The sequence below is a fragment of the Aeromonas sp. S5(2024) genome, assembly GCF_041403025.1.
GTDB classification, from domain to species: domain Bacteria; phylum Pseudomonadota; class Gammaproteobacteria; order Enterobacterales; family Aeromonadaceae; genus Aeromonas; species Aeromonas hydrophila.
Genome location: NZ_JBGLRI010000005.1, coordinates 121,059 through 144,605, shown reverse-complemented (window position 1 = coordinate 144,605; position 23,547 = coordinate 121,059). Strand labels below are relative to the sequence as shown.

Below are 23,547 nucleotides of genomic sequence, written 5' to 3'. Positions count from 1 at the left end.
GATGACGCGGCGGCAACCATTACGGCGTCTGTTCGAACAGCTCGAGGGCGGAGAGGTAGAGCTCTTCGATGTCGGTGTCGCTGGTCGGGGTGATGAAGATGGTGTCGTCACCGGCGATGGTGCCGAGGATCCCTTCGGCCTTGCCGAGGGAGTCGAGCAGGCGGGCGATCAGCTGGGCCGCACCCGGGCTGGTATGGATCACCACCAGAGCACCGTTGTGGTCGACATCCAGCACCAGATTCTTGAGCGGGCTGGAGGTGGTGGGCACGCCCAGTTCCACCGGCAGGCAGTAGACCATCTCCATCTTGGCATTGCGGGTGCGAACGGCGCCGAAGCGGCTCAGCATGCGCGATACCTTGGACTGGTTGATGTTTTCGAAGCCCATCTCTTGCAGGGCAGTCACTATCTCTGCCTGGGAGCCAAATCGTTCTTCTTTCAGCAAGGCTTTAAAGGCCTTGGCCAGTTTTTCTTGCTTGTCGTTATGCTTCATCTTGGACTCACGAATGAGGAGGTTTGGCTGCCTGTCACGCTCAGGCGGCAGATATGAACAGCGTGCCCATTTTGCATTCATATGCCTATTTTTGCAAGGAAGCGGCGCTTGTTCTGCATATTGATTCAAATATAGCTTGCATCCACCCATGCCAGCGTTAGAATCAGGACGAAATTTTGAAAACTTATTCAATTGGGCTGTATGGGTATTGAATTAATCGGTATCGAAAAATCTTGGCACAAGGTGCCGGTACTGCAACAGGTCAGCTTTCGGACCGCTCCCGGTGAGACCTTGGTGCTGCTGGGCCCGAGCGGTGCCGGCAAGAGTTCTCTGCTGCGCATGATGAACCTGCTGGACACCCCGGATGCCGGTGTTCTGCGCATCGGTGAAAGTGAATTTTCTTTCCCGTCCAGCCTCTCCACCGCCGAGTTCAACCGCCAGACCCAGGCGCTGCGGCGCAAGGTGGGCATGGTGTTCCAGCAGTACAATCTGTGGCCCCATCTCACCGTGATGGAGAACCTCATCGAGGCGCCGGTCAAACTGCTCGGCATGAGCAAGGCAGCAGCCATGGAGAAGGGGGGCTATCTGCTGGCCCAGCTGCAACTGGCCGACAAGCGCGACGCCTGGCCGGCGCGGCTGTCCGGCGGTCAGCAGCAGCGGGTGGCCATCGCCCGTACCCTGATGATGGACCCCCAGGTGCTGCTGTTTGACGAGCCGACGGCGGCCCTCGACCCCGAGATCACCAAGGAAGTGGCGGAGATCATCCGCAACCTGGGCCAGACCGGTATCACCCAGGTGGTGGTGACCCACGAGGTGGAGTTCGCCCGCAAGGTGGCCAGCCAGGTGATCTATCTGGAGAAGGGGCGGATCATCGAAGCCGGTTCCGCCGCCATTTTCCAAGCCCCGCAAACCAGCCGGTTTGCCGAATTCTTGATGCATTGATATTCAAATCGATAAGGAAGCTGTCATGAAAAAGAGTCTGTTGCTGGTCGCCGCCATGGGCCTGCTGAGCACCTCGGTGCTGGCCAAGGAGATCAAGTTCGCCACCGAGGCCACCTATGCGCCGTTCGAATACCTGGACGACAAGAACGAGTTCCAGGGTTTTGACATCGATCTGGCCCGCGCCATCTGTGAACAGGCCAAGCTGGAGTGCAGCTTCCACAACCAGGCTTTCGACAGCCTGATCCCCAGCCTGAAATTCCGTCGCTATGACGCCGCCATCGCCGCCATGGACGTGACCCCGGAGCGTGCCGCCCAGGTCGATTTCTCCGACATCTATTACCAGAACTCCGCGGTGTTCGTGACCAAGAAGGGCGCCTTCAAGGGGCCGGAAGAGCTGGTGGACAAGACCGTCGGCGTGCAGAACGGCACTTCCCACCAGTCCTATCTGGTGGACAACTGGGTGAGCAAGGGTCTGCTGACCGTGCCTTACGCCAGCTATCAGAGCGCCTTCCTCGACATGATGAACGGTCGCACCGACGGTGTGTTTGCCGATACCGCGGTCGCCGCCGACTGGCTCAAGCAGCACAAGGAGTATGCCGTGATCGGCACGCCGGTGACTGACGCCAAGTACTTCGGTACCGGCTTTGGCATCGCGGTGGCCAAGGGCAATCAGGAGCTGCTGACTCAGCTGAACAAGGGGCTGGCCGACATCAAGGCCAACGGCACCTATCAGAAGATCTACGACAAATATTTCGCGCACTAAGCCATGTTGAGCCTGTTGTTGGATGCAGCCTGGATGACCCTCGGGCTGGCCCTGGCATCCCTGGTCGGGGGCATGGTGCTGGCGCTGGCGTTCAGCGCCGCCGAACTGAGCAAGCAGCGCGCGCTGGTGTGGCCGGTGGCCACCCTGACCACGCTGATCCGCGGGTTGCCCGAGCTGCTGGTGGTGCTGTTCATCTACTTCGGCTCGACCCAGGTGCTGTTCCTCATCACCGGCGAGTACGTGGAGTTCAGCCCGTTCGCCTGCGGCGTGCTGGCGCTCTCCCTGCTGTTCGCCAGCTACGCCACCCAGACCCTGCGGGCCGCCCTCAATGCGGTGCCCGCCGGGCAGCGGCTGGCGGCGCTGGCGCTCGGCCTTGGCAAGCGTCACATCTTCTTTCGCATCGTGCTGCCGCAGGCGTGGCGGCACGCCCTGCCGGGGCTCGGCAACCAGTGGCTGGTGCTGCTCAAGGACACCGCACTGGTCTCCCTCATCGGGGTGAACGAGATGATGCGCCAGGCCCAGATGGCCTCGGCCAGTACCTATCAACCCTTCACCTGGTATGCCGCGGCGGCCCTCATCTACCTGGCCATCAGCCTGGTGAGTGAGTTTGGCTTGAAGCAGGCGTCCCGTTACACCCGCCGTTACGGAGGCTGATCATGCAGGATTACCTGATGACCCTGCTGGGTGGCCTGGCGATTACCCTGCAACTCACGGCATTCAGCCTGCTGCTCGGCGTGCTGATGGCGGCTGCCATGACCTGGGTGCTGGAGCGTCGCATTCCGGTGGCGACCCAGCTGGTGCAGCTGTGGGTGCTGATCTTCACCGGCACGCCGCTGCTGATCCAGATCTTCCTCATCTACTACGGGCCGGGCCAGTTTGCCTGGCTCAAAGAAGGGCCGCTCTGGCCGCTGCTCAAGCAGCCCTGGTTCTGCGCCGTGCTGGCGCTCGGCTTCAATACCGCCGCCTACTCCACCCGGCTGTTCAAGGGGGCGCTCGATGCCATCCCGGCCGGTGAGGTAGAGGCCTGCCGCGCGCTCGGCTTCTCCGCCGGCCAGACCTTGTGGATGAAGGTGCGTCACGCCGCCCGGCGACTGGTGCCCGCCTACTCCAACGAGGTGATCCTGGTGCTCAAGGGGAGTTCGCTCGCCAGTACCATCACCATCATGGATGTGATGGGGCTGGCCCAGCGCCTCAATGCCCAGACCTATGACACCCTGGCGGTGTTCACCGTGGCCGGTGCCCTCTACCTGACCATGAACGGATTGTTAACAATTGGTTTTCGTTGGTGTGAACGCCGGGCGTTGGCCTTCCAGGGCTGAAGTCGGTAAATCTACCTATTAATGGTGAGGGGAAGTGCAGGAAATCTGTGCTTCTCCTCCAATTTTTTGCATTTCCCCCCATTTTTATTCGCCGCCTGTTTATTGGCTCACAGAACCTGTGATTACAACTGTTATCAGATTGTTTTTTAGGGGGGGATCCTTTAAGGTTGGGCGCACAACAAGAAACAACCTTAAACCTACGCTTAAACATGGAGTTGATCATGAAAGTTGCCGTTCTGGGTGCCGCCGGTGGCATCGGCCAAGCCCTCGCTCTGCTGTTGAAAAACCGTCTGCCTGCTGGTTCCGAATTGAGCCTGTATGACATCGCTCCGGTGACCCCGGGCGTGGCGGTCGATCTGAGCCATATCCCGACTGACGTGAAAGTAAAAGGTTTCTGCGGTGAAGATCCGAGCCCGGCTCTGGTCGGCGCCGATGTCGTGCTGATCTCCGCCGGCGTGGCTCGCAAGCCCGGCATGGATCGTTCCGACCTGTTCAACATCAACGCCGGCATCGTCAAGAATCTGGTGGAAAAGTGCGCCGCCTCCTGCCCGAAAGCGCTGATCGGCATCATCACCAACCCGGTCAACACCACGGTCGCCATCGCCGCCGAAGTGCTGAAGAAAGCGGGTGTCTATGACAAGCGTCGCCTGTTCGGCGTCACCACCCTGGACGTGATCCGTGCCGAGACCTTCGTGGCCGAGGCCAAGGGTCTGAACGTCGACAAGGTGCGTGTCAACGTGATCGGTGGCCACAGTGGCGTGACCATTCTGCCGCTGCTCTCCCAGATCGAAGGTGCCAGCTTCACCGCCGACGAAGTGGCCGCCATGACCAAGCGTATCCAGAACGCCGGTACCGAAGTGGTGGAAGCCAAGGCCGGTGGCGGTTCCGCTACCCTTTCCATGGGCCAGGCTGCCTGCCGTTTCGGCCTGTCGCTCATCAAGGGCCTGCAGGGTGAAGCCAACGTCATCGAGTGCGCCTACGTGGAAGGCGACGGCAAACACGCCACCTTCTTCGCGCAGCCCATCCTGCTTGGCAAGAACGGTGTCGAAACCGTGCTGGACTACGGCAAGCTGAGCGCCTTTGAACAAGAGGCGATGGATGGCATGCTGGCCACTCTGAAAGCCGATATCCAGCTGGGTGTCGAGTTCGTTAAGTAAGGCGTCCGGATGGACAGCAAGGGGAGCTTCGGCTCCCCTTTGTTGTTATGGTGACGGATGCAGGCGGCGCCGGCCTAAGGGGATGCCACCGGCTGCCGATAACAGGGTGCTGCAGGAGATCCTTATGATGAAACCCATTACCCTTGTCGGCCTTCTCTGTTTGCTGACGCCCCCATTGCTGACGAGCCAAGCGCAGGGGGCCGAGCCTTCCGCCTCTGCCGCCGCGGCGACGAGCGGGGCCGCGGCCGCTTCCGCACCGGCCAGCACGCCGGTGCAACCGGAGGCGGCGGTCCCATCTGCTGCGACCGCTGTACCGGCGGCTGCGGATACCACGGCTGCGCCATCGGCCAGCCCGGCGACGGCCGATGCGCCGGCAGCTGCCCCCATTCCCGCACCTGTCGCTACGGATAGCGGGCGCTCGCCCAATAGCCGCCCCATGACCAGCACCCCGAGCAGCAGCAGCGGGCTGAATGTGGACAGCGGCACGTTGCAGGCGGTGCCGCTCTATCGTCAGGACGAGCTGCTCAACTGGATTGAGCAGGGGCGTCACCTGCAGCAGGTAAAGCAGGACAGGTGCCAGCTTACCCAGGATATCGAGGTGCGGGCCGAGGTGATGAAGGTGCCTGCCTATCAGTTTTTGTGGGGGGATATGCTGGCCTGGGGGGTCTGCATCAAGCCCAACGCGGAGCTGGGGGTCAAATTCATGTGGGAGGCGGCCAATCAGGGGTTGGCGCCGGCGCTGGAACAACTGGGCCGTTACTACTGGAAAGGCACGCTGGTGCAAAAGGATCTGCTCAAGGCCGAGACCCTGATGCGAGAGGCGGCCAGCCTGGGCTTCCAGCGGGCACAGATAGAGTGGGTGGAGATGCTGCTGCAGGGGATGGGCAGCCCGCTCGACTATGAAGAGGCCTACCACTGGTTGCACAGTACGGTGATCGGCGACAAGGCGCTGCACCAGAAGGCGACCAGCCTGCTGAGCCGGCTCGGCAACCGGATGCCGGCCAACGCCATCGCTCGTGCCAAGGCGATGCACTGAGCCAAAAAATGACCCACGGATCTGCATCCGTGGGCCGGGAGGAGCCGGCCGCCGTGCCGTGACAGGCTGGCCCCTCAGCTGGTTATAGTGATTAGCCCGCCTTACAGATCTTGGTGGGGACCAAAAACTTCGTAATGAAGCTGGCCGGCCGGAATGCCCGCCGCGATCAGCTGCTGCTTGACTGCCTGCATGAAACCGACGGGACCACAGAAGTAGTAGTGGGCCTGCGGCGTGATGCGCTCCTTCACTGCACTCAGCTCCATGGTACCGGCAAAGTCGTACTCTTTGCCCTGGACGTCACTGGCCTGGGGCTCCCGATACCAGACCCGGCTCAGCAGGTTGGCGTTCTGGTGGGATTTTTGCTGAATATCCTCCCTGAAGGCATGCACGGCACCCTGTTCACAGGCGTGCAGCCAGGTGATGTCGGCCTGATGGCCGTTCGCCAGCAGCTGGTTGAGCATGCTCATCATCGGCGTGACACCCACACCGGCCGAGAGCAGCACCACCGGGGTATGGCCATCGGCTTTCAGGTAGAAATCGCCGGTGGGGGGCATCACCTCAATCTTGTCACCCGCTTGCAGATGATCGTGCAGCAGGTTGGAAACCTGGCCCTGCGGCTCGCGCTTGACGCTGATGCGGTAGTGCTGGCCATTGGGCGCATCGGAGAGGGAGTACTGGCGGATCTCCTGATATTCCAGCTCGGGGTGGACCAGCTTGATGCTGAGGTACTGGCCCGGCTTGAAGTTCAGTACCGGCTTGCCATCCACCGGCGCCAGCAGGAAGGAGGCGATGAGTTCGCTCTCGACCCGCTTCTCCTTGATCAGGAAGGGGCGGGAACCCTGCCAGCCACCTGCCTGGCTCGCCTTCTCCTGATAAATCTCGCTCTCGCGGCCGATGAAGATGCTGGCGAGCACGCCATATGCCTTGCCCCAGGCATCCAGCACCTCGTCGGTGACCGCACTTCCACCCAATTCTTTGAGCGTGGCCAAGAGATGACTACCTACAATGTGATATTGTTCTGGCTGGATCAGGAAACCCGTGTGCTTGTGGGCGATACGCTCCACAGCCCCGGCCAGTGCCCCCAGGTTGTCGATGTTCTTGGCATAGGCCGCCACCGCATTGAACAGCGCCAGCGGCTGACCGCCGCTGCGCTGGTGCGCCAGGTTGAAAATGTCCTTCAGTTCCGGGTTATGGCTGAACATGCGCTGGTAGAAGTGCTGGGTGAGCGCGGGGCCCGCCGATTCGAGCAAAGGGATGGTGCTTTTGATGACGGCGATGGTGGCTTGGTCTAACATAGGGGGTCCTTGCTAATTGAACATCTAAAATGTCACTTAATAAGCTGCATCCTAGATGTTTATTTGATCTGAATCAATAATCAATTTCCGCGCGATGCGCCACAGGCACTATGAGACTAACTAGCTATACCGATTTTGGATTGAGAGCCCTGCTCTATCTGGCGACCCTGCCGGAGGGCGAATTGTCGAGCGTGGCCAAGGTCTCCGCCTTGTATGACGTCTCCCGCAATCACATGGTGAAGGTGGTGAACCAGCTGGTGAAACTGGGCTATCTGCAGTCCCAGCGTGGCAAGAATGGCGGGATCCGCATGGCTTGTGCGCCGGAGACCGTCAACATCGGTCAGGTGATCCGGGCGCTGGAAGGGAATCTGGACGGGATAGATTGCGGCTCGCCGGCCTGCCACATCGTCTCGGTCTGTCTGCTGAAGAATGCCCTGAAGGAGGCGATGAACGCCTTTCTGGCGGTGATGGACAGCTATACCCTGCAAGATCTGCTGGCCAATCGCGACGAGCTGCAGAAGGTATTTGGCGAATTGATTCCGACTCTGGTGCTGGAGCCGGATGAAGAGAGCGAGTGAGCAAGCAAAAAGGCTGCCAGTGGCAGCCTTTTTTCAATCTTCAAAGCCAGACTCGTTACGGTATAAATCAGGCATGATCCGCGCCATCTTCACCATGTTGTTCTCCACTTCCAGGATCTCGATGGGGTAACCGGCCAGCCGCAGGCTGATGTTGGGCTGGGGGATCTCCTCCAGGTATTCCAGGATGGCGCCATTGAGCGTTCTGGGCCCGTCGATGGGCAGTTGCCAGCTCATCTCCTTGTTCAGCTCGCGGATGCTGGCGGAGCCCTCCACCAGGAAGGAGCCGTCCGGCTGGGGGTGGATCTCGTCGCTGGGAGCGGGGGTCATGGAGGTGGTGAAGTCGCCCACTATCTCTTCCAGAATGTCGTCCAGGGTGATCAACCCCTGAATGTCGCCGTACTCGTCAACGATGAGGCCGATCCGCTCCTTGTTGCGCTGGAACTTGGCCAGCTGCACGTTGAGCGGCGTTCCCTCCGGGATGAAGTAGATCTCGTCCACTTCTCGCAGCAGGCTCGACTTGTTGAACTGATCCCTGGCCATCAGCCTCAGTGCGTCGCGGGCGTGCAGAAAGCCCACCACGTCGTCGATGTTGTCGCGATAGAGCAGGATCTTGGTGTGGGCGCAGTGGGCCAGCTGGCGCAGTATGGTTTTCCAGTCATCGTTGATGTCGATGGCGTAGATCTCGCTGCGCGGCACCATGATGTGCTCCACCGTCATCTTGTCCAGATCCAGAATGCTGAGCAGCATCTCCTGATGGCGCTGGGGGATGAGGCTGCCAGCCTCGTTGACGATGGTGCGCAGCTCCTCGGTATTGAGGGCGTCATCCTTGCTGGGGTTGAGCCGCAGCAGCTTGAGCAGGCCGCTGGTGATGCCGTTGATCAGCCAGACCAGGGGTGAGAGTGGCACCATCAGCCCCTTGAGCACCCAGGAGGCCGGGTAGGCAATCTTCTCCGGGAACATGGCCGCCAGGGTCTTGGGGGTCACTTCACCAAACACCAGCACGATTAGGGTCAGGCCGAAGGTGGCGATGGCCACCCCCAGATCGCCGAAGACGCGGATACAGACGATGGTGGCGATGGCCGAGGCGAGGATGTTGACCAGGTTGTTGCCGATCAGGATCAGCCCCAGCAGGCGATCCGGGCGAGAGAGCAGCTTTTCTACCCGGCGGGCGGCCTTGTGTTTGGTCTGGGCGAGATGCCGCAACTTGTAGCGGTTGAGGGACATCATACCGGTTTCGGAACTGGAGAAAAAAGCAGACAAGAGGATCAAGATAACGAGAACAATCAGCAATGTACTCGTTGAGATACTGTCCAAGAAGGGCTCCTGTGGGAGTGGGTGATAAAAAGGGTGGCGGTCAGCTCAACAAGACTTCTTTGACGAAGCGGCTGCCAAAATAGGCCAGAGTCAGGATGAAGCTGCCGATCAGGCTCAGGGTGATCACCTTGCGACCGCGCCAGCCACGGGTATGGTGGCCCCACAGCAGCAGCACGTAGACGCACCAGGCCAGGATCGAGAGGATGGCCTTGTGGGATTTGCCCTGGGCGAACATGTCTTCGAGGAAGAACAGGCCGGAGGCAATGGAGAGAGTCAGCAGGAACAGACCCGCCGAGATGAGCTGGAACAGCCGCTTCTCCACCGTCATCAGGGGCGGCATGGCGGGCAGCTGGCTGATCTTGCGCGACTTCAGCTGCCGGTCCAGACAGGCGAGCTGCAGCGCGAACAGGCAGGCGATCATCAATACCGAGTAGGCCATCAGCGCGAGACCAATGTGCAGCAGCAGCTGGGGATGGGCCTCCAGATGGGTGATGTAGCGACCGGGAATGAGGGCGCTAGCGGCCAGCAGCAGGGCCGAGAAGCTGTAGACCACCGGCAGCAGGATCCAGCCGTTGAAGCGGCGGGTGACGCAGGTCATGAAGCAGCTGATGATGAGACTGACCAGCGAGGCGACGTTGAGCATGCTCAGATTCTGACCGGAGTGAGTCACCAGCACTTCGCCGGCCACGGCGGTGCCATGGGCGATCAGGGCCAGTCCGATGCAGGCAAACAGGGGGGCTTGTCCCACTGGTTTGGCACTGAGCAGCAGGTGCAGAGAGGCGATGATGGCCAGCAGATAGAACGCCAGGGCCAGAACAGAGATCACGATCATAACCGGGTCGTTGTCGAGCAAGCGATTGGGAATAGGAAGGGCAGTATACCTTGCACAAGATGTGCTCGCCAGTTGTGCTGCCGCCGATCCGCCCATATATAGGCAGCAGTCTGCCGCAGCGGCGCGCACCAGAAGGTGCGCCGGCACCGACCGAAATACCAGCCGCCAGCCCTTTTTGAGGGCAGGCCACCGTCGTGTGCGGCGAATAATCGTCCTCATTGCGCCGGCTGAGGTATAATGCCCCCATTTGTTACGCCAAGAACCGGAATGCGTCATGTTTGAGAATTTGACTGAACGACTCTCGCGCACCCTGCGCAATGTCAGCGGCCGTGGTCGTCTGACCGAAGAGAACATCAAAGAGACCCTGCGCGAAGTTCGCATGGCGCTGCTCGAGGCGGACGTCGCCCTGCCGGTGGTGCGTGACTTCGTGGCTCGCGTCAAGGAGCGGGCGGTTGGCCAGGAAGTGGCCAAGTCCCTGAGCCCGGGCCAGGCCTTCATCAAGATTGTGCATGGCGAACTGGTCTCCGTAATGGGGGAGGCCAACGAGCAGCTCAACCTGGCAGCCCAGCCACCGGCCATCATCCTGATGGCGGGTCTGCAGGGTGCCGGTAAAACCACCACGGTCGGCAAGCTGGCCAAGCTGCTCAAAGAGCGCAGCAAGAAAAAGGTGCTGGTAGTCAGTGCCGACGTCTATCGTCCGGCGGCGATCAAACAGCTGGAAACCCTGGCGGGCGACATCGGTGTGGACTTCTTCCCGAGCGATGCCAGCCAGAAGCCGGTCGACATCGCCAATGCGGCCATCGATCAGGCACGCAAGAAGTTCTATGACGTGGTGATCGTCGATACCGCCGGTCGCCTGCACGTCGACAGCGACATGATGGACGAGATCAAGCATCTCCACGCCACCATCAAGCCGGTCGAGACCCTGTTCGTGGTGGATGCCATGACCGGTCAGGATGCCGCCAATACCGCCAAGGCCTTCAACGAGGCGCTGCCGCTCACCGGCGTGATCCTCACCAAGGCGGACGGCGATGCCCGCGGTGGTGCCGCTCTGTCGGTGCGCCACATCACCGGCAAACCGGTCAAGTTCATCGGTATGGGCGAGAAGACCGATGCGCTGGAGCCGTTCCACCCGGATCGTCTGGCCTCCCGCATCCTCGGCATGGGCGACGTGCTCTCTCTCATCGAAGAGGTGGAGCGCAACGTCGATAAAGAGAAGGCGGCCAAGCTGGCCAGCAAGGTCAAGAGCGGCAAGGGCTTCGATCTGGAAGATTTCCGCGAGCAGCTGGCCCAGATGCGCAACATGGGCGGCATGATGGGCATGCTCGACAAGCTGCCGGGCATGTCCGGCCTGCCAGACAACATCAAGGATCAGATGGATGACAAGCTCACCGTGCGGATGGAGGCCATCATCAGCTCCATGACGCCCAAGGAGCGTGCCCATCCCGACCTCATCAAGGGTTCCCGCAAGCGTCGCATCGCCGCGGGCTCGGGTATGCAGGTGCAGGACGTGAACAAGCTGCTCAAGCAGTTCACCGAGATGCAGCGGATGATGAAGAAGATGTCCGGCAAGGGCGGCATGCGCAAGATGATGGGGCAGATGAAGAACATGCTGCCGCCGGGATTCGGTGGTGGCCGCGGCCCCTTCTGATTACCGGGTCGTCATGCACACGTCAGGGGCTCACCATGGGTGGGCCCTTTTCATGGGGCCGCTTGTGCAAAAAATGGCTGGCTTGGTTGCAATTATTACGAATCCAAGTAGAATTACGCGGCTTATTTTAAGCTAGGGTCCGCGTGTTTGCGGGCCTTGTTCATTAGATGTTAATGAGGACGATATGGTAACCATTCGTTTACAACGTGGTGGCGCGAAAAAGCGTCCGTTCTACCAGGTAGTAGTTGCTGACAGCCGTAACGCCCGTGACGGTCGTTTCATCGAGCGTGTTGGTTTCTTCAACCCGGTTGCTTCTGGTAACGCTGAAAAGCTGAACCTGGACCTGGCTCGCATCGAGCATTGGGTTGGTACTGGTGCCGCTGTTTCTGACCGCGTTGCCAAGCTGATCAAAGACGCTGCCAAAGCTGCTTAATCAGCCAAACGGTAAGGAGTTAAGGTGGAAAAACCTGTAGTTCTGGGCACCCTGGGTACCGTTTACGGCATCAAGGGCTGGCTTAAAGTGAACTCCTTCACCGATGTTGCCGAAGCGATTTTCGATTACAACCCCTGGCTGATCAATCAGAACGGGGTGTGGCGTGAAATTCAGGTTTCATCCTGGAAACGTCACAACAAGGGTCTGATCTGCAAACTCGATGGTATCGACGTGCGCGAGGATGCCCTGGCATTGACCAATGTCGAGATTGGCGTAGCCGCCGATCTGTTGCCTGCGTTGCCTGAGGGCGAGTTCTACTGGCGTGACCTGATTGGTTGCTCGGTAGTGACCACCAAGGGATACGACCTGGGCAAGGTGACCGAATTGATGGAAACCGGCTCCAACGATGTGTTGGTGGTTGAGGCCAATGTAAAAGATGCCTTTGGTGCGAAGGAGCGGTTGATTCCGTTCCTGGAAGAGCAGGTGATCAAGAACATTGATCTGACTGCTCGAACAATCGAAGTTGATTGGGATCCTGGTTTCTAGTTTCCCGCGCTAACACGGGTGCCGGAGGTTTCTTATGTGGATTGGGGTGATTAGCCTCTTCCCTGAAATGTTCCGAGCCATTACCGAGCACGGGGTAACGGGTCGGGCCGTCAAGAGTGGCCTGCTGCAGATTGAGTGCTGGAACCCCCGGGACTTTACCCACGACAAACACCGTACGGTCGATGATCGTCCTTATGGTGGTGGGCCCGGCATGTTAATGATGGTTCAGCCGCTGCGTGACGCGATTCATGCAGCCAAGCAAGCGGCGGGAGACGGGGCGAAAGTCATCTATCTCTCTCCTCAGGGACGCAAGCTGACTCAAGCGGGCGTGACCGAGTTGGCGACGAATCAGAAACTGATTCTGGTCGCCGGTCGATACGAAGGTATCGATGAACGCGTGATACAAACCGAAGTCGACGAAGAGTGGTCTATCGGAGATTACGTGTTAAGTGGTGGCGAGTTGCCTGCCATGACCCTGATCGATGCGGTTTCGCGTCTGGTCCCTGGGGTTTTGGGCGATCAGGCCAGTGCCGAGCAGGACTCCTTCACGGATGGCCTGCTGGATCATCCCCACTACACTCGGCCGGAGTTGTTGGATGGATTGGCGGTGCCAGAGGCGCTGACAAGCGGCAATCACGAAGTGATTCGGCGCTGGCGGCTCAAGCAATCGCTCGGACGAACCTGGCAGAGAAGGCCGGAACTTATTAACAACCTAGCTCTGACTGACGAGCAAGAATCACTTCTTGCCGAGTATGTCCGCGAAGTGCGTGACAGCGTTAAGTAGAGTTTTCAGTTTATCCTAGGTAAGGAAAGACAATGAGCAAGATTATTCAGCAGCTTGAACAAGAGCAACTGCGTACCGACATCCCGGCTTTTGCCCAGGGCGACACCGTACGTGTTCAAGTTCGTGTTAAAGAAGGTGGTAAAGAGCGTCTGCAGGCTTTCGAAGGCATCGTTATTGCCAAGCGTAACCGCGGTCTGCACTCTGCTTTCACCGTTCGCAAGATCTCCAACGGCGAAGGTGTTGAGCGTGTATTCCAGACTCACTCTCCGCTGATCCACAGTGTAGAACTGAAGCGTCGTGGTGATGTTCGCCGCGCCAAACTGTACTACCTGCGCAACCTGTCCGGCAAAGCTGCTCGTATCAAAGAGAAGCTCAACTAATTCGATTCGAATTGGTGTCGGTATGTCGGCGAAAAGCTCGACAGGTAGTGAAAAGGCTCGCCAATGGCGAGCCTTTTTTGTATCCGCTTTCGGGTGTGCCGGCTCAACCTGGCTGGCTGACCCGCACCACCGAGTTGTCCCGTCCGAAGGGACCGGGCACGTAGTCATCCGCCGCCCAGTCATTGTCGTAGTGGGTCTCCCCATTGGGTTGCACCAGCTGGTAGCAATACTCGAAATGAGCGGGACCGTCGGTCGGCAGATTGAGGGTGGTCTTGAACTCACCGCTCTTCATCCGCTTGAGCTCGATGGGTTGCCACTGGCTGAACTCCCCCAGCAACAGCACCTGTTCGGCCTCTCCTGCTGCCTCTTTTTCCACGGCAAAGGTCACCTTGACCTCGGGGCGGGACTTGAGAAATTGCTTGTTGATCGGCATGACGCCTCCTTGTCCTGATTGCGAAGAAATAGCTGCTGGCTATTTTTATATCACTTTATGACAAGGATGTTGATAACCGAGATCAAGCGGGCAGGGCAAAGTGGCGCTGCAGCAGCCCGTGGGTAAAGCCTATCTTGAGGTAAAAGCCGCGCGGCAGGGTCATGATCGGCTGGCCATTGCGGCCGATGGCCCGGGTCAGAGCCTTGTTGTTGGCCGCCTTGGGACGCAGTTGCAACACCTGGCCGTGGCGGGCGCTGATCTGCTCCACCTCTCCCAGCACTATCATGTCCATCAGCTCTTCCCAGTCCTGGCGCAGCAGCCGCTCCTCCTCTTCATTCGGACTCCACAACAGCGGCATACCGATCCGGCGCTCACCGATGGGGATCTCGCGGCTGCCCTCCACCGGGATCCAGAGCACGCGAGAGAGCTTGTTGCGCACATTGGATTGTTCCCACTGCTGGCCGCTGACACCGATCAGCGGTGCCACGCAGACGAAGGTCGTCTCCAGTGGTTTGCCCTGAGGATCGATGGGGATCGTCTTGAGTTCGATGCCGAGATCCGGGAAGTCCTGTTCAGGCTTGCTGCCGGCGCTGGCCCCTAGCTGCCACTCGATCAGCTGACCAACCCAGCCCTTGTCACGACGCAGATCCGCCGGCACGGCGATGCCGGCCGTGGCGGCCAGCTGGGCCAGCGTGAAGCCCGCCATGGCATAGGCGCGGGCCAGCAATTCCTGCTCTGACTGGGGGTTGGTGGGCATGGGTCACTCCTGCAAAGGGGGATTATTCTAGCAACTCTGATCCTCGCTGAGGATCGCTGTTTTTATAACCGATCCTGGCAGGGGTATGCACAGGGGGGGCTGTTTTGTGAGTAAGTGCTTATCATAATGATTTTAAACGAATTTGTCTCTATGTCGTCGGTCATTGACCGGCAGGATCCAGGCTCAAAATAGTTGTCCAAGGGTTTGCTCGCGCTATTGCACACAGTTATCCACAGAAATCTTGGATAACTGCCGGCAAGTGCTAATAGTTGGCTCATTGTTACAAAAAAATGTGAAACAGCACCGATTTCAACGGCGATTCCAGAGCAGATAGTGTGCCACTCCTGTGGATAAAATAGCCGTGGTGGATCTTTGAACAGTCGAACTTGTTCACAATCGAGATCCCGGATCGCCGGCCGTGAAAGACATGGATCTTGATCCAGCGTTGATTGTTTAACACCATGTATTTAAATACATATTCTGTTTTTATCAACATGGGGTATGCTGTCGCCTGGTTTGGATCAGATAAATGAAACTACTGTATATACCTGCTTGCTCACAGGCTTATGCACAGTCTGGGTGGGCAACTTGGCTCAGTTGATCCTTGGATTTGTTTATAAGTCGGCTTGAAATTGAAAGTTATTCATGAGTGGGGGATCGCAGTCCCTGTTTGCTGCCACGAGGTGAATGTGGAACAATCCCCTTATAGATTCAGCCTTTATAAGGTGATCACGTGATAGATGGCGACGGGTTTCGTCCCAATGTCGGAATCGTGATCTGTAACCGTGACGGACAAGTATTGTGGGCTAAGCGCTATGGGCAGCACTCCTGGCAGTTTCCGCAGGGAGGGGTTGATGATGGTGAGACGCCGGAGCAGGCCATGTATCGTGAGCTGTATGAGGAGATAGGCCTCAAGCCCGAAGATGTGACCATCATGGCCACCAGTCGCAACTGGCTGAAGTACCGCTTGCCCAAACGCCTCGTTCGTTGGGACAGTTCACCGGTCTGTATTGGCCAAAAACAAAAATGGTTCTTGCTGCAGCTGGATCCGGGCAGGGAGTCCAGGATCCAGTTCGGCTGTCATGGTCATCCCGAGTTTGATGACTGGCGTTGGGTCAGCTTCTGGTATCCGGTCCGTCAGGTCGTTTCCTTCAAACGGGAAGTCTATCGACGGGTAATGAAGGAGTTTGCCCCGCTGGCGATGCCGGTGCCGGCTATTCAGGTCAACAAGAAGGATGGGCGGCGCAATCGCCCCCGTTAAGGAGCACAGATTAGTTGTTAACGGAACTCAGACGCATCGTCGAAAGCATGGCCGAGGCCAATACCCTCGAGCTGGCCTTGCAGGCACTGGTCAGCCAGACCCGGCTGGCCATGATGGTGGACTGCTGTTCCGTTTATGTCTCAGAACCCGAGATGCGCCGCTACCGGCTGGCCGCGACCGATGGTCTGGCCGAGTCGGCGGTGGGCAAGGCCACCCTGCCGTTCGAGCAGGGCATCGTCGGTCTGGTGGGTCAGCGGGAAGAGCTGATCAACCTGGCCGATGCCCCCTCCCATCCCAGCTTCAAGTTTCTGCCCGATGTGGCCGAAGAGGCGTTTCGCTCCTTCCTCGGCGCTCCCATCATGCATCAGCGTCAGGTGGTGGGCATTCTGGTGGTGCAGCAGAAGGAGAGCCGCCTCTTCGATGAGGGGGAAGAGTCCTTCATGGTGACCCTGGCGGCCCAGCTGGCGGCCCGGATTGCCCAGGCCCAGGCCAAGGGCTGGCTGCAGAAGACCGACTGGAGCAAGCCGCTGCGCGGCATTGCCGGTGCCAGCGGCATCGCCATGGCCAAGGCCTGGGTGTGGCGGCCCCGCAAGGAGCTCAACTCCATCACCCCGCGCAAGGATGAGGATCACGCCAGACAGCTGGAGCGGCTGAATGTGGCGGTGGAGGAGGTGCGCCATGATCTGGAGAGCCTGGCACTGCGGTTTCGCGAGAGCTACAGCCAGGACTCGGTCGCCATCTTCGACATCTACCTGCATCTGCTGAACGATCCGGGCTACATCAAGCCCATTCGCAACAAGGTGAGCAAGGAGCACTGGACGGCCGTCTCGGCGGTCAAGCTCATCAGTGACCGGCTGATCGATCAGTTCAAGGGGATGAAGGACCCCTACCTGCAGGAGCGCTCCACCGATGTGAAGGACATTGCCCAGCGGCTCATCAGCCGGCTGGTGCAAAACGAGCCCGAGCATATCGCCATCGGCGAGCCGGTGGTGCTGGTGGCAGACGAGGTGACCGCCACCATCCTGGCCGAAGTTCCCCGCGAGTTTCTGACCGGGGTGGTGTCGCTCAAGGGGGGCACCAACTCCCACGCCGCCATTCTGGCTCGCGCCATGGGAGTGGCGGCCATCATGGGGGTGGATCTGCCGCTCGGCGACATCGGCGGTCGCATGCTGGTGGTCGATGGTTACAGCGGCGATCTCTTCATCGAGCCCAATCAGGTGATCCTGACCGAGTACCGCCAGCTGCTGAGCGAAGAGCGGGCGCTCGATACCCTGGTGCGCAGCGTCGACAACCAGCCCTCCGAGACGGCCGACGGCGTGCCTGTCTCCCTGCTGCTCAACGCCGGGCTCAGTGCCGACACCGAAATATCCCTCAATCAGCTGGCAGACGGGGTCGGCCTCTATCGCACTGAAATTCCCTTCATGCTGCAGGACAGCTTCCCCTCCGAGTGGGAGCAGACCGCCCGTTATCGCGGCATTCTGGAGACCTACCGCAACCGGCCGGTCTGCATGCGCACCCTGGATGTGGGCGGTGACAAGCAGCTGCCCTATTTCCCCATCGTCGAGGAAAATCCCTTCCTTGGCTGGCGGGGGATCCGGCTCACCCTGGATCACCCCGAACTGTTTCTGGTGCAGCTCAAGGCGATGCTGCGGGCCAGCGAAGGGCTGGACAATCTGGCCATCATGCTGCCGATGATCAGCAGCGTCAGTGAAATCAAGGCTTCCCGCCGCCTGCTGGATCAGGCCTGGCGCGAAGTGTCGGAAGAGGCGGCCAGCCGTGAGGCGGTGATCCGCTACCCGAGCCTGGGGGTGATGATCGAGGTGCCTTCCGCCCTCTACATCCTGCCCGAAATGGCACCGCTCATCGATTTCTGGTCGGTGGGCAGCAACGATCTGACCCAGTACCTGCTGGCGGTAGATCGCAACAACGCCAGGGTCGCCAACATCTACGATGCCTTCCATCCGGCGGTGATCCGCGCCCTGCAACTGCTGGTCGATGCCTCCCATCGTTACCAGAAGCCGGTGTCGGTGTGTGGCGAGCTGGCCGGTGATCCGGTCGGGGTGCTGCTGCTGCTGGCCATGGGCTATCGCCGCTTCAGCATGAACACCCACAACATCGCCCGCATCAGGTACGTGCTGCGTCAGTCGACCCTGAGCGAACTGACGGTGCTGCTGACGGATGGCCTCAAGCACGACAACCCGCACGTGCTGCGCGGCCTGTTTGCCCGCTATCTGGAAGAGCACGGCCTGGGCGGTTTGCTGCGCGCCGGTCACAAAACGAAACAGACTGATTGATAATCATGCCTTGTCCCTGCTGACGAATGATCGGAAAATGCGGCTTTTCTTATGACTGGGGCCGCATATGCAGCACGATGGATATTGGGTTTTCTCGCAGATTGATCCCGTAGCATTCAGTTTGGGACCACTATCGGTACGCTGGTATGGTCTCATGTACCTGTTTGGTTTCGCCTTTGCCATGTGGCTGGCGGGACGCCGCGCGGATGCGCCGAACAGTGGCTGGACCCGCAACGAGGTCTCCGACCTGCTGTTTTACGGCTTCCTCGGGGTGATCCTGGGTGGCCGGGTCGGTTACGTGCTGTTCTACAACTTCGACATGTTCCTGGCCGATCCCCTCTACCTGTTCAAGATCTGGACCGGTGGCATGTCGTTCCACGGCGGCCTGATCGGGGTCATCACCGCCATGGTCTGGTTTGCCCACAAGACCAATCGCCACTTCTTCACCGTGGCTGACTTCGTGGCACCGCTCATTCCGTTCGGCCTCGGCGTCGGCCGCATCGGCAACTTCCTCAACGGCGAGCTGTGGGGCCGGGTCACCGATGTGCCCTGGGCCATCATCTTCCCGGAGGCGGGCCCGGAGCCGCGCCATCCGTCCCAGCTCTATCAGTTCGCGCTGGAAGGGGTGGTACTGTTCATCATCCTCAACCTGTTCTGGCGCAAGAACCCGCCCCGTGGCGCCATCTCCGGCATGTTCCTGCTGTTCTACGGCCTGTTCCGCTTCCTGGTGGAGTTCGTGCGCCAGCCGGACAGCCAGCTCGGTCTCTACTTCCAGGAGATCAGCATGGGCCAGATCCTCTCCACCCCGATGATCATCATCGGTGCCCTGATGATCTGGGTTGCCTACAAGCGGCCGCAGCTGTTCGGTAACAGCGTCAAGGAGGCAAAGTAATGCGAGCCTATCTCGACCTGATGCAGAAGATCCTCGATGAAGGGACCGTCAAATCCGACCGTACCGGTACCGGCACCATCTCCCTGTTCGGCCATCAGATGCGCTTCAATCTGGCGGAAGGCTTTCCGCTGGTCACCACCAAGAAGTGCCACCTGCGCTCCATCATTCACGAGCTGCTGTGGTTCCTCAATGGCGATACCAACACCGCCTACCTGAAAGAACACGGGGTCAGCATCTGGGACGAGTGGGCCGACGAGAACGGCGATCTGGGGCCGGTGTATGGCGCCCAGTGGCGCTCCTGGCCGGCGGCTGACGGGTCTGTCATCGATCAGATCCAGAAGGCGGTGGACGACATCAAGCACAATCCGGATTCGCGCCGCATCATCGTCTCCGCCTGGAACGTGGGTGAACTGGACAAGATGGCGCTGGCTCCCTGCCACGCCTTTTTCCAGTTCTACGTGGCCGACGGCAAGCTCTCCTGCCAGCTCTACCAGCGCAGCTGTGACGTGTTCCTCGGCCTGCCGTTCAACATCGCCAGCTACGCCCTGCTGACCCACATGATGGCCCAGCAGTGTGACCTGGAAGTGGGCGACTTCGTCTGGACCGGTGGTGACGTGCACCTCTACTCCAACCACATGGAGCAGACCGCACTGCAGCTCACCCGCGAGCCGCGCCCGCTGCCGACCCTGGTGATCAAGCGCAAGCCGGACTCCATCTTCGAGTACAGGTTCGAGGATTTCGAGATAGAGGGTTACGACCCCCATCCCGGCATCAAGGCGCCCGTCGCCATCTGATGTGAAAGGCGCCCATGAGGCGCCTTTTTTATGCATAAAAGCCACGGAATATTCACTCTGATGACTGGGCTCCGAGTGAAATCCGTGTGAGAGAAAACCTGCTTATAGCAGGCATGTTTGATTTTGCCTTCGGTTTTCTCGTTGTATTTCGCAGTAAGAAACGATTTTCCATTAATTGTTATGGGATATAGACTCAAAACAAAGTAATACTGTGGATAATTTAACCATGAGCGACGTAATCAAAAAGTTCCTCAAGCTGGAGGCCGCCTCCGGAATAATTCTGATCATGGCGGCCATGCTGGCGATGATCCTGGCCAACAGCGGCCTGGCCGGCAGCTATCAGGCCTTCCTCGATACCCAGGTGCAGGTGCGCATCGCCGCCCTCGACATCAACAAGCCGCTGCTGCTCTGGATCAACGATGGCTTCATGGCCGTCTTCTTCCTGCTGGTCGGCCTCGAGGTGAAGCGCGAGATGCTGGAAGGGGCCCTCTCTTCCCGGGTGCAGGCTACCTTCCCGGCCATCGCCGCGGTGGGCGGCATGCTGGCGCCCGCGCTCATCTATGCCTTCTTCAACTACTCGGATGAAGTGGCGCGCGCCGGCTGGGCCATTCCCGCCGCCACCGACATTGCCTTCGCCCTCGGGGTGATGGCGCTGCTGGGCAAGCGGGTGCCGGTCAGCCTCAAGGTTTTCCTGCTGGCGTTGGCCATCATGGATGACCTGGGCGTCATCATCATCATCGCGCTGTTCTACACCCAGCAGCTGTCGCTGACGGCGCTGGCGATCGGCATCCTGGCGACCCTGACCCTGCTGTGGATGAACCGCCGCGGCGAGGATCGGATCAGCCTCTACATGCTGGTGGGGCTGGTGCTCTGGGTTGCGGTGCTGAAGTCAGGCGTCCATGCGACCCTGGCCGGGGTCATCGTGGGCTTCATGATCCCGCTCAACGGCAAACGCTATGCCTCGCCGCTCAAGCAGCTGGAGCATGCCCTGCACCCTTGGAGTGCCTACCTGATCCTGCCGCTGTTCGCCTTTGCCAATGCCGGGGTGTCGCTGGAGGGGATCGGTCTCTCCGCCCTGCTGAGCCCGGTGCCGCTCGGCATCATGCTGGGGCTGTTCATCGGCAAGCCGCTCGGGGTGTTCACCATCAGCTGGCTGGCGGTGAAGCTCGGCATTGCCCAATTGCCCAACGGGGTCAATTTCAAACAGATCTTCGCGGTCAGCATCCTGTGTGGCATCGGCTTTACCATGTCGATGTTCATCGCCTCGCTGGCCTTCGAGCACGGCGGATTAGATTACGGCAGCTATTCGCGCCTCGGGATCCTGGTGGGATCGACCCTGGCGGCGATCGTCGGTTATCTCGCCCTGCGCATGGCGCTCCCGAACCGGGAGGCCGACCAAAGCACGGAGGGGTTATGAAAAGACTAGGATGGCTGGCCTTGCTGGTGCTGAGCCAGACGGCCTGGGCCGGCAGTCTGCAGGATTGCCAGCAAGATGCGGCCTCGGCCGGCTGCTCGGCCTACCTCAACGGGGTGGTCGACAGCGCCCTGATGCTGGGGGACAAGCAGGCCAAGGCCCAGTTTGGCGAGACCTTCGCCGAGCGGGCGCTGAGCAGCCGGGCCGGCGAACGGGTCAAACAGTCCAACAAGCGTTACTGCGGGGAGCGGATGCCGGATCCGGCCCGCCTCAAGGCCCATCTGCAGGCACAGTTCGACGCGAACAAGGTTGACTCGATCAGCGACATGTATGACATTCTGGCGGCTGAACTCAGTTGCTACCGGAGTCCGCGCAGCGCGGGAACCCCATCGGATGTCACACCTTAACTACAACCATCTCGACTATATGTGATTTTAAATATCGTTAATAATCAAATGGTTGTTGGTTTTATTTTATGTCATGGCGATGAAATGGCGGCAGCTTATCTTCTGCCGCCATTTTTATTCCGGTAGCTCGTCGAGTTTCACCTCGAGCTGCAGGCGGTTGGTGTAGCCCTGATTGGTGAGGTCGTGCACCACCTGGGTGAGCAGCCAGTCGGCCTCGTCTATCTGTGGCTTGAACCCCCTGACGGTGGTGGGTTGTTCCGGGTAAAGCTCGGGCCGGCCCCTGGCCAGGGTGATGTCGAACTCTGCCACCCCGCGCTGGATCCGCTCCCACTCTGCCCTGGCCGCCCGCATGGCGTTGGCCTGGTTGGCGTAGACGTGGCGCAACTCCTTGACGTTCTCGCTGCTGCCGACCAGCAGCTCATTCTCTTTCTTGTTGACCACGACGCCCGGCGGCAATGGCCGCTCTGGCTTCGGTTTGGTCTTTCTCTTGCGCTTCACCTCGACTTTCTTTTTCTCTGCGGCTTTGTTGTCTTGCCAGTAGGCCGTCACGCCGGTGTAGGCGTCGCGGTCTGCCACTGAGAAGCGGTGCTGATCGCCATCTTGGCGGGTGATGGTGATGGCTGGCAGCGGCTGGCCCTTTGCGGTGGTGCCCTGGCCTGCCTTGATGAACATCAGGCGGCCAGATTTGACGGTAGAGATGGCATCGCACTGGCCGGCCAAGCGGGTGAGGAAGGCCAGATCGCTTTCGTTAGCTTGGTCGATGTGGTCGACCAGCTGCCCCTTGAGCGAGTCACCCACGCAGGGGGTGAGCTGGTAGGTGGCGGCCACCTGTTCGACGATGCTGCCGACGGTGGATTGGTGCCAGCTGCGCTCGCGCAGCTTGTTCATGCTGCCGCGCAGGTCAGCCGATTTGCCCCGAATGGTGAGCATATCCGGGGCGCCGGTGTGCTCCACTTCGTCAATATTGAAGGTGCCCTTGTCGACCAGGGCGCTGCCTTGCCACCCTATGAGGCAGCGCAGGGTGGCCCCCCGGCGCGGCATGTCGAGCTGACCGTCGCTGTCATCGAGGGTGATCTCGATGGTGTCGGCAGTGAAACCCCGGTTGTCGGTGATGGTCATCAACATCAGGCGTGGGCGGATGGCGGCCGAAATGTCTTTGCCATCGACCAGCACCTGGTAGGCCGGCACCGGATGGCCTTGGCGCAGGGCATCGAGCGAGCTGGTGATGCCAAGATTCTCGGCCAGGCGGCTGCCGAACTGGTCTAGCGCCCCCATCAGAGGATCCCCCCCAGCTTGCCGCCAATGCTACCCATGAGTTTGCCCACCCCCAAGCGGCCGAGCAGGTTACCTGCGGTGCGCCCAAGCAGGGTGTTGCCCAGCGTGCTGTCGTTGTCGTCGACCCGCTTGAGCTTGATGCTGAACTCTATCTTGCGGGCGGCGCCATCGCTTAAAAACTCGGTGCGGGTGGTGCTGATGCCCTCTATGACGAACGAGCCGCGCATCACGCCATCGCCCTGGATCAGGGGGAAGGCTTCACCGCTGTCGCCCATCTGGCGCAGCATGTCGAGCGACACCGGCCCGCCGGTCAACTCTGGGTAGAGCACCCCGCTCAGGGTGCTGGTTTCATCGTCAGGGCCGAGGAATTGGTAAGCCGGGCGGGCACCGACCCGGTTATTGCCCGGGTGGCGCCATGCCCATTCGTCTTGCTGTGATTGTGGGGCAACGGTCGAGCGCATAAACACGAACCAGCCTAGGGTCATCATCATGGTGGTTGC

The 23,547-nt window shown here is 59.9% G+C and carries 26 protein-coding genes; 18 read left to right on the top strand and 8 right to left on the bottom strand.

The genetic code is table 11. From position 1 onward, the window contains the following. Positions 1-19 precede the first annotated feature (19 nt). Positions 20-490: a transcriptional regulator ArgR gene (gene argR / locus ACB032_RS12560; RefSeq protein ID WP_005308670.1), complete on the bottom strand. Its 471-nt coding sequence runs from the start codon at positions 488-490 to the stop codon at positions 20-22. Positions 491-691: 201 nt separating this feature from the next. On the opposite strand from argR, the gene ACB032_RS12555 reads away from it, so the two are divergent. The 6 genes from ACB032_RS12555 to ACB032_RS12530 all read left to right on the top strand — a co-directional run bounded on the left by ACB032_RS12555 (position 692) and on the right by ACB032_RS12530 (position 5,707). Continuing rightward, entirely contained in the window at positions 692-1,432 is a 741-nt protein-coding gene (locus tag ACB032_RS12555; RefSeq protein ID WP_005308671.1) for an ATP-binding cassette domain-containing protein, read from the top strand. A 25-nt stretch (positions 1,433-1,457) separates the two neighbouring features. Beyond that, positions 1,458-2,195 carry a transporter substrate-binding domain-containing protein gene (locus ACB032_RS12550; RefSeq protein WP_011704620.1) on the top strand — a complete coding sequence of 246 codons (738 nt, stop codon included), beginning with the start codon at positions 1,458-1,460 and terminating at the stop codon, positions 2,193-2,195. 3 nt (positions 2,196-2,198) lie between these two features. Beyond that, on the top strand, positions 2,199-2,849 hold the full coding sequence (gene artQ, locus ACB032_RS12545) for an arginine ABC transporter permease ArtQ (protein WP_011704621.1): 651 nt from the start codon (positions 2,199-2,201) through the stop codon (positions 2,847-2,849). A 2-nt stretch (positions 2,850-2,851) separates the two neighbouring features. Next, on the top strand, positions 2,852-3,514 hold the full coding sequence (gene artM / locus ACB032_RS12540; RefSeq protein WP_016349411.1) for an arginine ABC transporter permease ArtM: 663 nt from the start codon (positions 2,852-2,854) through the stop codon (positions 3,512-3,514). 221 nt (positions 3,515-3,735) lie between these two features. After that, entirely contained in the window at positions 3,736-4,671 is a 936-nt protein-coding gene (gene mdh / locus ACB032_RS12535) for a malate dehydrogenase (RefSeq protein ID WP_011704623.1), read from the top strand. Between the two features lie 436 nt (positions 4,672-5,107). Beyond that, on the top strand, positions 5,108-5,707 hold the full coding sequence (locus ACB032_RS12530; RefSeq protein ID WP_016349413.1) for a tetratricopeptide repeat protein: 600 nt from the start codon (positions 5,108-5,110) through the stop codon (positions 5,705-5,707). Positions 5,708-5,808: 101 nt separating this feature from the next. Here the strand turns inward: ACB032_RS12530 and hmpA are convergent, their stop codons facing one another. Then, positions 5,809-7,002, bottom strand: a complete 1,194-nt coding sequence (gene hmpA, locus ACB032_RS12525) for an NO-inducible flavohemoprotein (RefSeq protein WP_371138024.1) — start codon at positions 7,000-7,002, stop codon at positions 5,809-5,811. Positions 7,003-7,112: 110 nt separating this feature from the next. Between hmpA and ACB032_RS12520 the strand changes: the two genes are divergently transcribed. Then, a complete protein-coding gene (locus tag ACB032_RS12520) occupies positions 7,113-7,580 on the top strand; it encodes an Rrf2 family transcriptional regulator (RefSeq protein ID WP_011704626.1) in 468 nt (155 codons plus the stop codon). Positions 7,581-7,613: 33 nt separating this feature from the next. Here the strand turns inward: ACB032_RS12520 and ACB032_RS12515 are convergent, their stop codons facing one another. Both ACB032_RS12515 and ACB032_RS12510 read right to left on the bottom strand, forming a co-directional pair. Beyond that, positions 7,614-8,894 carry an HlyC/CorC family transporter gene (locus tag ACB032_RS12515; RefSeq protein WP_011704627.1) on the bottom strand — a complete coding sequence of 427 codons (1,281 nt, stop codon included), beginning with the start codon at positions 8,892-8,894 and terminating at the stop codon, positions 7,614-7,616. Between the two features lie 40 nt (positions 8,895-8,934). Continuing rightward, the gene (locus tag ACB032_RS12510; protein ID WP_011704628.1) at positions 8,935-9,726 is read right to left on the bottom strand and encodes an inner membrane protein YpjD; all 792 of its coding nucleotides are present in this window, start codon (positions 9,724-9,726) and stop codon (positions 8,935-8,937) included. A gap of 274 nt (positions 9,727-10,000) precedes the next feature. Here ACB032_RS12510 and ffh point away from each other — a divergent pair, with 274 nt between their 5' ends. The 5 genes from ffh to rplS all read left to right on the top strand — a co-directional run bounded on the left by ffh (position 10,001) and on the right by rplS (position 13,520). After that, positions 10,001-11,377: a signal recognition particle protein gene (gene ffh / locus ACB032_RS12505; RefSeq protein WP_024944579.1), complete on the top strand. Its 1,377-nt coding sequence runs from the start codon at positions 10,001-10,003 to the stop codon at positions 11,375-11,377. A gap of 184 nt (positions 11,378-11,561) precedes the next feature. Next, a complete protein-coding gene (rpsP, locus tag ACB032_RS12500; RefSeq protein ID WP_005341383.1) occupies positions 11,562-11,810 on the top strand; it encodes a 30S ribosomal protein S16 in 249 nt (82 codons plus the stop codon). A gap of 24 nt (positions 11,811-11,834) precedes the next feature. Further along, a complete protein-coding gene (gene rimM, locus ACB032_RS12495) occupies positions 11,835-12,356 on the top strand; it encodes a ribosome maturation factor RimM (protein ID WP_011704630.1) in 522 nt (173 codons plus the stop codon). A gap of 34 nt (positions 12,357-12,390) precedes the next feature. After that, positions 12,391-13,140 (top strand): tRNA (guanosine(37)-N1)-methyltransferase TrmD, encoded by a 750-nt coding sequence (trmD, locus tag ACB032_RS12490; RefSeq protein WP_011704631.1) that lies wholly within the window; start codon positions 12,391-12,393, stop codon positions 13,138-13,140. 32 nt (positions 13,141-13,172) lie between these two features. After that, positions 13,173-13,520, top strand: coding sequence for a 50S ribosomal protein L19 (rplS, locus tag ACB032_RS12485; protein ID WP_005313505.1), 348 nt, complete (start codon positions 13,173-13,175; stop codon positions 13,518-13,520). Between the two features lie 103 nt (positions 13,521-13,623). On the opposite strand, the gene ACB032_RS12480 is transcribed toward rplS, so the two are convergent. Both ACB032_RS12480 and mutH read right to left on the bottom strand, forming a co-directional pair. Next, on the bottom strand, positions 13,624-13,953 hold the full coding sequence (locus tag ACB032_RS12480) for an isoamylase early set domain-containing protein (protein ID WP_011704632.1): 330 nt from the start codon (positions 13,951-13,953) through the stop codon (positions 13,624-13,626). A gap of 82 nt (positions 13,954-14,035) precedes the next feature. Further along, on the bottom strand, positions 14,036-14,710 hold the full coding sequence (gene mutH, locus ACB032_RS12475) for a DNA mismatch repair endonuclease MutH (RefSeq protein ID WP_016349416.1): 675 nt from the start codon (positions 14,708-14,710) through the stop codon (positions 14,036-14,038). 733 nt (positions 14,711-15,443) lie between these two features. Here mutH and rppH point away from each other — a divergent pair. From rppH to ACB032_RS12445, 6 genes are all read left to right on the top strand, one after another. Continuing rightward, positions 15,444-15,971 carry an RNA pyrophosphohydrolase gene (gene rppH / locus ACB032_RS12470; protein WP_024944577.1) on the top strand — a complete coding sequence of 176 codons (528 nt, stop codon included), beginning with the start codon at positions 15,444-15,446 and terminating at the stop codon, positions 15,969-15,971. Between the two features lie 14 nt (positions 15,972-15,985). Further along, a complete protein-coding gene (gene ptsP, locus ACB032_RS12465; RefSeq protein WP_324017218.1) occupies positions 15,986-18,265 on the top strand; it encodes a phosphoenolpyruvate--protein phosphotransferase in 2,280 nt (759 codons plus the stop codon). Between the two features lie 67 nt (positions 18,266-18,332). After that, positions 18,333-19,157, top strand: a complete 825-nt coding sequence (gene lgt / locus ACB032_RS12460) for a prolipoprotein diacylglyceryl transferase (RefSeq protein ID WP_011704636.1) — start codon at positions 18,333-18,335, stop codon at positions 19,155-19,157. After that, positions 19,157-19,951: a thymidylate synthase gene (thyA, locus tag ACB032_RS12455; RefSeq protein WP_324017219.1), complete on the top strand. Its 795-nt coding sequence runs from the start codon at positions 19,157-19,159 to the stop codon at positions 19,949-19,951. Before lgt ends, thyA begins: the two co-directional genes overlap by 1 nt. A 226-nt stretch (positions 19,952-20,177) precedes the next feature. Beyond that, positions 20,178-21,368, top strand: coding sequence for a Na+/H+ antiporter NhaA (nhaA, locus tag ACB032_RS12450; RefSeq protein ID WP_024944573.1), 1,191 nt, complete (start codon positions 20,178-20,180; stop codon positions 21,366-21,368). Continuing rightward, positions 21,365-21,772, top strand: a complete 408-nt coding sequence (locus tag ACB032_RS12445; RefSeq protein WP_219255201.1) for a hypothetical protein — start codon at positions 21,365-21,367, stop codon at positions 21,770-21,772. Before nhaA ends, ACB032_RS12445 begins: the two co-directional genes overlap by 4 nt. A gap of 114 nt (positions 21,773-21,886) precedes the next feature. Here ACB032_RS12445 and ACB032_RS12440 read toward each other — a convergent pair whose 3' ends face one another. Both ACB032_RS12440 and ACB032_RS12435 read right to left on the bottom strand, forming a co-directional pair. Beyond that, positions 21,887-23,047, bottom strand: coding sequence for a phage late control D family protein (locus ACB032_RS12440; protein WP_017765296.1), 1,161 nt, complete (start codon positions 23,045-23,047; stop codon positions 21,887-21,889). After that, positions 23,047-23,538 carry a phage tail protein gene (locus ACB032_RS12435; RefSeq protein WP_017765297.1) on the bottom strand — a complete coding sequence of 164 codons (492 nt, stop codon included), beginning with the start codon at positions 23,536-23,538 and terminating at the stop codon, positions 23,047-23,049. Before ACB032_RS12435 ends, ACB032_RS12440 begins: the two co-directional genes overlap by 1 nt. Positions 23,539-23,547 lie beyond the last annotated feature (9 nt).